At 72.7% G+C, this 9,309-nt stretch carries 7 protein-coding genes; 3 read left to right on the top strand and 4 right to left on the bottom strand.

Annotation, left to right across the window (positions count from 1 at the left end; translation table 11 throughout):
- Positions 1-621: 621 nt before the first annotated feature.
- Complete coding sequence (locus ACFVFQ_RS36595) at positions 622-1,272, top strand: hypothetical protein (protein WP_383424687.1); 651 nt, start codon at positions 622-624, stop codon at positions 1,270-1,272.
- 74 nt (positions 1,273-1,346) lie between these two features.
- Here the strand turns inward: ACFVFQ_RS36595 and ACFVFQ_RS36590 are convergent, their stop codons facing one another.
- A complete protein-coding gene (locus ACFVFQ_RS36590; RefSeq protein WP_383424685.1) occupies positions 1,347-2,219 on the bottom strand; it encodes an alpha/beta fold hydrolase in 873 nt (290 codons plus the stop codon).
- A gap of 575 nt (positions 2,220-2,794) precedes the next feature.
- Positions 2,795-3,487: a metal-dependent transcriptional regulator gene (locus ACFVFQ_RS36585; RefSeq protein ID WP_383424683.1), complete on the bottom strand. Its 693-nt coding sequence runs from the start codon at positions 3,485-3,487 to the stop codon at positions 2,795-2,797.
- Positions 3,488-3,756: 269 nt separating this feature from the next.
- On the opposite strand from ACFVFQ_RS36585, the gene ACFVFQ_RS36580 reads away from it, so the two are divergent.
- Positions 3,757-4,524: an SIS domain-containing protein gene (locus ACFVFQ_RS36580; RefSeq protein WP_383424681.1), complete on the top strand. Its 768-nt coding sequence runs from the start codon at positions 3,757-3,759 to the stop codon at positions 4,522-4,524.
- 55 nt (positions 4,525-4,579) lie between these two features.
- On the opposite strand, the gene ACFVFQ_RS36575 is transcribed toward ACFVFQ_RS36580, so the two are convergent.
- Positions 4,580-6,103 carry a PAS domain-containing protein gene (locus ACFVFQ_RS36575; RefSeq protein ID WP_383424679.1) on the bottom strand — a complete coding sequence of 508 codons (1,524 nt, stop codon included), beginning with the start codon at positions 6,101-6,103 and terminating at the stop codon, positions 4,580-4,582.
- A 529-nt stretch (positions 6,104-6,632) separates the two neighbouring features.
- A complete protein-coding gene (pdxH, locus tag ACFVFQ_RS36570; protein ID WP_383424677.1) occupies positions 6,633-7,301 on the bottom strand; it encodes a pyridoxamine 5'-phosphate oxidase in 669 nt (222 codons plus the stop codon).
- Between the two features lie 440 nt (positions 7,302-7,741).
- On the opposite strand from pdxH, the gene ACFVFQ_RS36565 reads away from it, so the two are divergent.
- Complete coding sequence (locus ACFVFQ_RS36565; protein ID WP_383424676.1) at positions 7,742-8,845, top strand: citrate synthase 2; 1,104 nt, start codon at positions 7,742-7,744, stop codon at positions 8,843-8,845.
- Positions 8,846-9,309 lie beyond the last annotated feature (464 nt).

Below are 9,309 nucleotides of genomic sequence, written 5' to 3'. Positions count from 1 at the left end.
GAGTACGCGTGAGCCTGCGTGTTGACCGTCAGAGGACGGGCGCCCCCAGCCACCGAGCGGCGACCGTCAGGGGACCACAAGGACCAGCCCCCACCCAGGGAAATCCACCCCTCAACGGGAGGGGACGGGTCGGAGGGGGCGGTAGGCCAGACGTAAAGCGAAGCAGTCTGGCCTACCGCCCCCGGAGGCCCGTCACCGCACCCAACAGCCCCGCGCAGCGGCAACCGCCCGCCGCAGGCGCCACGGCGGGAAAGCCAACAACGTGGGCGGCCCGCCAAGCGCAGCGGACCGGCGGGACAGCCAACAACGTGGGAAGCCGAGCCAAGCGCAGCGACAAAGTTTTATCCGGGGATTACCATCCGACGGCGCGTCAGGCCGCAATGTCGGTGAATTCACCCGGAATTGGGCGGGGTTGGCGACGCAATCCGGAAGTCGTTTTGCAGGGATTGCGGGGAATGCGGCGGGACGCTCCCACGGTGGGCGAACGGAAAGCGACGCGGAGGCGTCTTCCGCGTTTCGACACGGACGAAATCGCGCTCCTATGCTCCGCTCACACAGCCGTTCGCGAGCACTGGGCAACGGTGCTGTGAAACGGGGGAAAGCAAGGACCAGGGGAGCGTTGTGCTGCACTCAAGGACCGCATGGCTGCGCGCCGCCGCGCCGGTCGCCGCATTGGCGCTGGCGCTGACCGCCTGCGGCGGGAAGAAGGACGCGGCGGGGCCGTCCACCGGTTCCGGGTCGGCCGGCGGGGCCAACTCCGCGGACTCCGCGCCGCAGACCGGCGCGGAACCGACCGGGACCCCCGGCGCCGGGGCGCAGCAGCCGGGGCGGAGCGGCACCGGGCAGTACAAGGAAGAGTCCGGGAAGACGACATACGACGTCGTGGCGCAGAAGGTCCACATCGGGACCGAGGACGAGACGAAGAAGATGGTGCAGGACCCGGCGAGCGCCAAGGGCCTGATCGCCGCCACCGCCTATGTGAAGTTCACCAACAAGGGCCCGGGCGTCGTCAAGGGGTTGGCGAAGGTGGACGACGGCGCCGAGGTCTACGCGGACGGGCAGCGCGGCGGGCTGCTCATCGCGGCCCCGGCGGACCTCCCCGGGTGCGAGGACCCGATCGACATCGACAACTGGCAGGTCGGCGAGAGCCACGTCATCTGCCGTACCTACATGATCCCCGAGGGCGCCAAGGCCCTGGAGGTCCGCTGGAGCGACGAGGGTGCCAGCACGCCGCTGGTCTGGAAGTTCGACGGGGCCGGCCGGGCGGAGTGAACGGCCCGTAGGGGCAGGCCCCGAGGGGCACGCCGGCCGTACGGGCCGTCGGGAGCCAGGGGCCGCCGTCAGGGTCAGGGGCGGGCCGCCGCCGAGCGGAGGAATGGCTCGATCGTGCGGTGCCAGGCGTCGGGCCGCTCCCAGGGCAGCAGATGGCCGGCGTCGGGGATCTCGGCGTACTCGCCGTGTGGCAGCACCCGGACCATCTCCTGGGCCTCGGCGCGGCCCAACTCGGCGTCGAGGCCGCGGACGACGAGGGCGGGGCAGCCGACCTGGGCCAGTTCCTCCCAGTGGGCATCGCACACCCAGGTCTCGCGGGCGCGGAGCATCTGGCGGCGGGAGAAGACCGGGCGCCAGCCGTCGGCGCGCTCGGCCATCACCTCCGCGAAGAACTCCCCGCGGGCCGGCCGGGGGCGCTCCAACACCGGATCGTCCTCCCCGAACCACTTGCGAACGTCCGCGAGGGTGGCGAACGGCACCGGCCAGGAGCGGAACCACTCCGCCCACTCGCGCTGCGAGGCCGCGCCGAGCGCCGAGGCCCGCATGTCGCAGATCACCAGCGCGCTGACCAAGTCCGGCCGGCGGGCCGCCACCTGCCAGGCCGTCAGGGCGCCCATGGCATGGCCCACCAACGCGACGGGGGGCAGCCCTAGTTGCTCGATGGCGGCGATGGCGTCGTCGACGAAGGCGGTGCGGTCGAGCGGGCCCTCGGTGGGCTTCTCGCTGCGGCCGTGGCCGCGCTGGTCGAGGGCGAGCGCGCGGTGCGTCGCGCTTAACTGGCGCGCGGTGTGCGCCCAGTGGGAGGCGCGCCCCATCAGGCCGTGGAGCAGCAGCACGCCGGGCCGCCGCCCGCCGTCCTCCAGCCCGCCGCCCTTGGGCGGGTCGGTGAACTCCCAGGCCGCGAGCCGTACGCCGCCGGCCCCCGTCACATCGATACGCCGCACCATGTGTCCTGGCACCCCCAATCGTCCCCTGGCCAGCCCCGCACACCCCACAATATCGAACCTAGATTCGAATAGATCGCTTCCGCGCCCAACTCCCCACTTTCGAGTGACCTTGCTGCGTGATTGGCCACGGCCACCACGGGGAGACATCTGCCGGGAGGCGGGCCCTACCGGGAAGGGGGCCCGTGGGGAACGACCCTGAGAGCTCGGGGCTCCGGGTCACGGTGGGGGGACATGGGGAGGCAGGGCCCCGGCAGCTCGCAGCGCCGGGGCCCTGACCGTCCCCGACCGTTCTCGGTGGACGCATCCGAGCCCCCTCGGCCGTCGACGCATCACGCGGGAGTGACGACGCATGGCCATGCGTCAGCGCAAGGGTGACACGAGACCGGCCGATCCGCACGGATTCGCACAAGACCGTTCATCGGCACCGGAGTTGACGCACCATGAACGAGCCCGCCGGCCTGCGCATCGGCGCAGTTCAGCGGGCTCGCGAAAGCGGTCGACAGGCGGTGCGGAGCATAGGCGGCCGGCGCCGCGCACGGGCCGACGGCCGCGGGGCGCCTGGGGCCGCGGGGACGTCAGCGCTTGGCGACGAAGACGTGGTGGGCGATCTCGGCATCCAGCTCGGCGGCCTCGCCGCTGCTGCCGACCAGCACCCCGGCCGGGGACTCCGTCACGCTGACCACCGCGCCCGGCTGCACCCCTGCCCGCCGCAGCGTGTACATCAGCTGGGCGTCGGCCTGGATGGGCTCGCCGATCCGGCGCACCACGGCCGTCTTGCCGTCGGCGCCGGCGTCCAGATCCATCAGGCTCACCATGCCGGCGTCCAGGAACGGGTCGGCCTCGGCCTTCTCGCCGAGCTCCTCCAGGCCCGGGATCGGGTTGCCGTACGGGGACTCGGTGGGGTGGCGGAGCAGCTCCACGACGCGGCGCTCGACCGCCTCGCTCATCACGTGCTCCCAGCGGCACGCCTCGGCGTGCACCTGCTCCCACTCCAGGCCGATGACGTCGACCAACAGGCACTCGGCGAGGCGGTGCTTGCGCATCACCCGCGTCGCCAGCCGGCGGCCCTCCTCGGTCAGCTCCAGGTGTCGGTCGCCCGCAACCGTCAGCAGCCCGTCTCGCTCCATGCGGGCCACGGTCTGGCTGACCGTCGGGCCACTTTGTTCCAGCCGCTCCGCGATGCGGGCGCGCATGGGGACCACACCCTCCTCTTCCAGTTCGAGGATGGTGCGGAGATACATCTCCGTGGTGTCGATCAGTCCGGACATGCGTGCCCCTCGATATGTCGTGCGGTGGCCCTGGATTCAATTCTGACGCATCCCACTGACATCGGTGTCTCCTCGTCCGCCCAGCGGACCTGGCGGGCCGGTTCAACGGGTGCATTGCCCGGCGTATTGACAGCGCACTGGTACAGACCGCAACGTGATCCGGGCCACTGCGCCACGAGGCGGCGGCGCGCCGGTGACGGGCCGGTGACGGCCCGCCACGGATCCCGTGCGGGGATCCCATCCAGACGCGACGAGAGGGGCCCGCGGCAATGGCTGAGAGCGACCGGAGCGAGGAGCTGGCCGGGCGGTACTTCGACGCCGCGATCGACCTGCTGCGGCAGGTCCGCGACGCCGAGGGCGACCGGATCACCGCCGCCGGGCGGCTGATCGCGGACACCGTGGCCGCCGGCGGCCGGGTCTTCTCCTTCGGGGCCGGTCACTCCTCGCTGCCGGCCCAGGACACCGTGTACCGCGCCGGCGGGCTGGCGATCATGAACCTGCTGTCCGTCCCCGGGGTCGTCGGGGTGGACGTCCGGCCGGCGACGCTGGGCAGCGCACTGGAGCGGGTGGACGGGCTGGCCGGCGCAGTCCTGGACACCAGTCCGTTGGAGCGCGGCGACGTGCTGGTGATCATCTCGCTCTCCGGGCGGAACGCGCTCCCGGTGGAGATGGCGATCAACGCCCGAGCCCTGGGTATCAAGGTCATCGGCCTGACCTCGGTGGCCTACGCCGACGCCACCAAGTCCCGGCACTCCTCGGGGACTTACCTCAAGGACCACTGCGACATCGTCCTGGACAGCCGGATCCCGGTCGGCGACGCGGAGCTGACGCTGCCCGGCATCGACGCACCGTTCGCCCCCGCCTCGACGGTCGTCACCAGCGCGATCATGCAGGCCGTGGTGGCGACGGCGGCCGGCGCGCTGGCCGAGCGGGGGGGCCAGCCACCGCTGCTGCGCTCCGGGAACGTGGACGGCGGGCACGAGTGGAACGGCCGGGTGATGCGGGAGTACGCGGACCGGATCTTCTACCGGCACTGAGCCCCCCACGGGCGCCCGCCCTGCCACCACCGCCCCGGCTACCGGCACGCCCGTCTCACGCCCCGCCCGCCCCCGCGAGGTCCAGGGCGGCGGCAATACGGGCGGCGACCTCCTCGGCGTAGTCGGCGTCCGGGCGGTCGAAGGGGCGGCGCGCGGGGGCCCGCAGGAAGGTGGCGACCCCCAGGGTGCGGCCGCGGCTGCGGAGCACCACGCACAGCCCGTGCACCATGCCGTCCGGCCAACTGCGGGCGGCCGCCCAGCCGTCGGCCGGAGCCGGGCCGGCGCTGGCCCGTACGGAACCGCGCCGGCCATACGCCTGGAGCGCCGGGTGGTTGGGCGCGTACGCCACCGGGATGCCGGTCGCCGGGACCGCCGCCGAGGGGCCGGGCTCGCCCGCCGGGGAAGCCAGCGCCCGCACCAGCCGCGGGGGCCCGGCCCCCTCCGAGGCGGCGCCGTCGGTGGGCGAAGGTTCCGCGTCCCACTCGGTGTCCGCTTCCACCGCCCCGTACGGGGCGGGGGTCGGGGTGTGGACGAGGTCGACCAGGGCGTGGTCGGCGAAGCCCGCCAGCGCGAAGTCGAGGTGGACCGCCGCGGCCTCGGCCGGGTCCGGGCACTCGGCGGCGGCCCGGCCCGCGCGGTGCAGTTGGTGGGCCCTAAAGCGCAGCAGGGAACCGTCCTGCTCGGCCCGTTTGGCGTCGGTGACGTCCTGGAAGAGCCAGGCGACGCCGAGCGGAACGGGCTCCTCCGCCAGCGGCGAGGAGAGCCGGACGAAGCCGCTGCGCCAGCACCGGCGCGGGAGTTCGACCTCACCGTCCCGCAGCGTCACCCACAGCTCGGCGATGGCCGGCGGCGGCCCCTCGGCCAGGACGTGCGTCAGGGCGCTCTCCAACTCCTCGACGCCCTGCACCAGGACGTCGCCCAGCGGGCGGCCCAGCAGCGCCGTACGGCCCGTCCCGAAGGCGCGGGCGGCGTGCGCGTTGACGACCGCGGGGCGCAGGTCGGCGTCGATCAGCACCACGCCCCAGGGGGCCTCCTCGAAGAGCGCCTCGCTGAGCGCCACCGCGCGTTCCAGGTCGAGTTGGGTGTGCGACTCGCTGAAGGCGCAGTAGACCCCGGCGACCCGGCCGTCGGGGGCGCGCACCGCCGAGGACTGGGTGCGGACCAGGACGCGGTGGCCGTCCTTGGCGAGCAGGGCGAAGTCGTGCACCTGGCGGCCGGCGGTGCGCATCGTGGAGGTCAGCGCGGACCGCACGCCGTCGGCGTCCTCCGCGCGCACCGCCCAGCCCGTGAGACCGCTGCGGCCGACCGCCTCCTCGGTGGTCCAGCCCAGGATGCGCTCGGCCTCGTGGTTCCAGTGCGTGACCGTCCCGTCGGCGGCGAAGGCCATCAGGGCGGCGTCCATGCCGTCCAGGAGGGCGGCGAGCAGCCCGGAGTCGTCGGCGTCCGGAGGTTGTTCGGGCTCGGCGCCCGGGGGTCCGGAGGAGACCCGCCCCGGCGCCCGGGGGCCGGGCGGGCCAGCGGACGCAGGCTGTTGCGGCGACGAGGCCGATGAGGCAGAAGAAGCTGACGAGGCAGTCACTGGCACCCCTTACGAACGCGGCCGCACGTGCTCCACGTGGGGACATTCAACTGGAACGTGACGTGAAACACATCCCCTTCCCGGAAATCGCCGCCCACCGGGCCCCGCCCCCGCAAAGAACCGGCCCCAGAACCGGCCCGGAAAACGCCCCGGAGACCGCCCCAAAAGAGCCAGGAAGCACCCCGACAAGCGCCTCGACAAGCGCCCCGTAAGCACCCCGAGAAAAACCTGTTGTGCCGGGACGGGCCGGTTCCTAACGTATGGGGTACACGAGAAGGGAGGTGGTTCGGCAGATGATTTCGCACCGGACGCGTGAGGTGGCTGCGGGCTAGCAGCCCGACGCTTCACCGAAGTGCAGCGCCGGATCAGCGCATACTGCAGATGCGCTCAGCCGGCCCAATCCCAAGCAGTCACCCGACCCGTGGGCTGCCGGTTCGTCCGACCGGCCCTTCGCGCCACCGAGCGCGGAGGAGACAGCCCGCGGGTCGTCTGCGTGTGCGGCCCCGACCGGTGCCGCACCACCCGTCCCTCAGGGCGCGAGGCGCTCCACCCGCCACTGGCCGGCCTCGGGCGCGCCCTCGCGGACGTACCGCAGCCGGTCGTGCAGGCGGTTGAGCCGCCCCTGCCAGAACTCGATCGTCTCCGGGGTGACGCGGTAGCCGCCCCAGTGCGGGGGTGCCGGCACCTGCTCGCCCTCCGGGTAGCGGGCCGCCAACTGCGCGTAGGAGCGCTCCAGTTCGTCCCGGGAGGCGATCGGCGCAGACTGGTCGCTGGCCCAGGCGCCCAGTTGGGAGCCGTGCGGGCGGGTGCGGAAGTAGGCGGCGGTCTCGTCCCGGCCGATGCGCTCGGCGGTGCCGGTCACGATCACCTGACGGGCCAACGGGTGCCAGGGGAACAGCAGTGACAGGTGCGGGTTCTCGGCCAGGTCCCGGCCTTTGCGGCTGGCGTAGTTGGTGAAGAAGACGAAGCCGCGCTCGTCGAATGCCTTCAGCAGCACGGTCCTTGAGCTGGGCCGGCCGGTGGCGTCCGCCGTCGAGACGACCATGGCGTTCGGCTCGTGCAGGCCGGCTACGGCCGCGTCCTTGAACCAGCGGGCGAACTGGTCGTAGGGGCTCGCGGCGAGCTCGGACTCGGTGATGCCCTCGGCGCGGTAGTGCGCGCGCATCGAGGACGGGTCGGGGGTGTCGGCGGAAGGCATGTCGGCGGGATGCACGGCCTCATCTTGCAGCATCGGCCCGTTGACGGTCAGCCGGGTGGGCCGGAAGTCTGCCCCTCGTCGCCGGGACGTAACCCTCCCGTCGGCAAATCGCCCAGTGTGCCGGACGTCACGCTTCCCCGCTGCTGATGAACCCGCCAAAATCATGGCCCGGCCCACTGTGGCCCTTGGACACCGGAAGTTATCGTGTCCGTCTTCAGGCCGTCGCGACACGCCCTGCGCGACGGCCCGTGCCCGTGGACCGACCATCCGTGGGCGTAAACCATCGCGTGGCCCCTGCTCTGGCGGGGCATCACCGGGGTGACCGGTACGGACCGCGAGCTGCCGGCGCAGCCGCGTAACCGCACCGGCGCCGAAAGAGACTCGACCGCACGGCAGTCGGTCGCGGGCCGACTGCCGTCCCCATCTTGAGGAGCCGCCTGATGTCCGACTTCGTTCCCGGGCTTGAGGGAGTCGTCGCGTTCGAGACGGAGATCGCCGAACCCGATAAGGAGGGCGGCGCGCTCCGCTACCGCGGGGTGGACATCGAGGACCTCGTCGGGCACGTGTCCTTCGAGAACGTCTGGGGACTGCTGGTCGACGGGGCGTTCACGCCGGGGCTGCCGCCCGCCGAGCCGTTCCCGATCCCGGTGCACTCCGGCGACATCCGGGTCGACGTGCAGTCCGCCCTCGCGATGCTCGCGCCCGTATGGGGCCTGAAACCGCTGCTCGACATCGACGAGCAGACCGCCCGCGACAACCTCGCCCGGGCCGCCGTGATGGCGCTTTCCTACGTCGCCCAGTCCGCCCGCGGGCAGGGCCTGCCGATGGTTCCGCAGCGGGAGATCGACAAGGCCGAGACGGTCGTCGAGCGCTTCATGAAGCGCTGGCGCGGCGAGCCCGACCCCAAGCACGTCAAGGCCGTTGACGCGTACTGGACCTCGGCCGCCGAGCACGGCATGAACGCCTCCACGTTCACCGCCCGGGTCATCGCCTCCACGGGCGCGGATGTGGCGGCCGCGCTGTCGGGCGCGGTGGGTGCGATGTCGGGGCCGCTGCACGGCGGTGCGCCGTCCCGCGTCCTCGGCATGATCGAGGAGATCGAGCGGACCGGCGACGCGGCCGCCTACGTCCGGCAGGCGCTGGACGGCGGGGAGCGCCTGATGGGCTTCGGGCACCGCGTCTACCGCGCCGAGGACCCGCGGGCGCGGGTGCTGCGCCGCACCGCCCGCGAGCTCGGCGCCCCCCGCTTCGAGGTCGCCGAGGCACTGGAGAAGGCGGCCCTGGAAGAGCTCCACAACCGGCGCCCCGACCGGGTGTTGGCCACCAACGTCGAGTTCTGGGCCGCGATCGTCCTGGACTTCGCGGAGGTCCCGGCCCACATGTTCACGTCCATGTTCACCTGCGCCCGCACGGCGGGGTGGAGCGCGCACATCCTGGAACAGAAGCGGACCGGGCGGCTGGTGCGCCCGTCTGCCCGCTACGTGGGGCCGGCGGGGCGGCGGCCGGAGTCCATTACGGGCTATGACGGGATTGCCCGTCTGTAACCGTTGGCCTGCAGCGCCGGCCGCGCCCCACGTTGTTGGCTTTCCCGCCGTGGCGCCTGCGGCGGGCGGTTCCGCTGCGCGGGGCTTTTGGGTGCGGTGACGGGCCTCCGGGGGCGGTAGGCCAGACTGCTTCGCTTTACGTCTGGCATACCGCCCCCTCCGACCCGTCCCCTCCCGTTGAGGGGTGGATTTCCCTGGGCGGGAGCTGATCCTTGTGGTCCCCTGACGGTCACCGCCCGGTGGCTGGGGCCGTCCGTCTTCTGACAGTCACCACGCAGACTCACCCGCCCTCGACCGCCGACGGTCACCACTCAACCCAGCGGCCCGAGTTGGCCCACCGGCAGGGCGTGGCAATCACCGTTTTCACCCACCCCCCAACGGGAGGGGACGGGCCGGAGGGGTGGGGGTGCCAGACGTAAAGCGAAGCAGTCTGGCACCCCCACCCCGCAGGACCGTCACCGCAC

This window comes from Streptomyces sp. NPDC057743 (assembly GCF_042798755.1).
Lineage (GTDB): Bacteria > Actinomycetota > Actinomycetes > Streptomycetales > Streptomycetaceae > Streptomyces.
The sequence above is the reverse complement of the archived record's forward strand: the minus strand, read 5'-3'. Positions and strand labels throughout refer to the sequence as shown.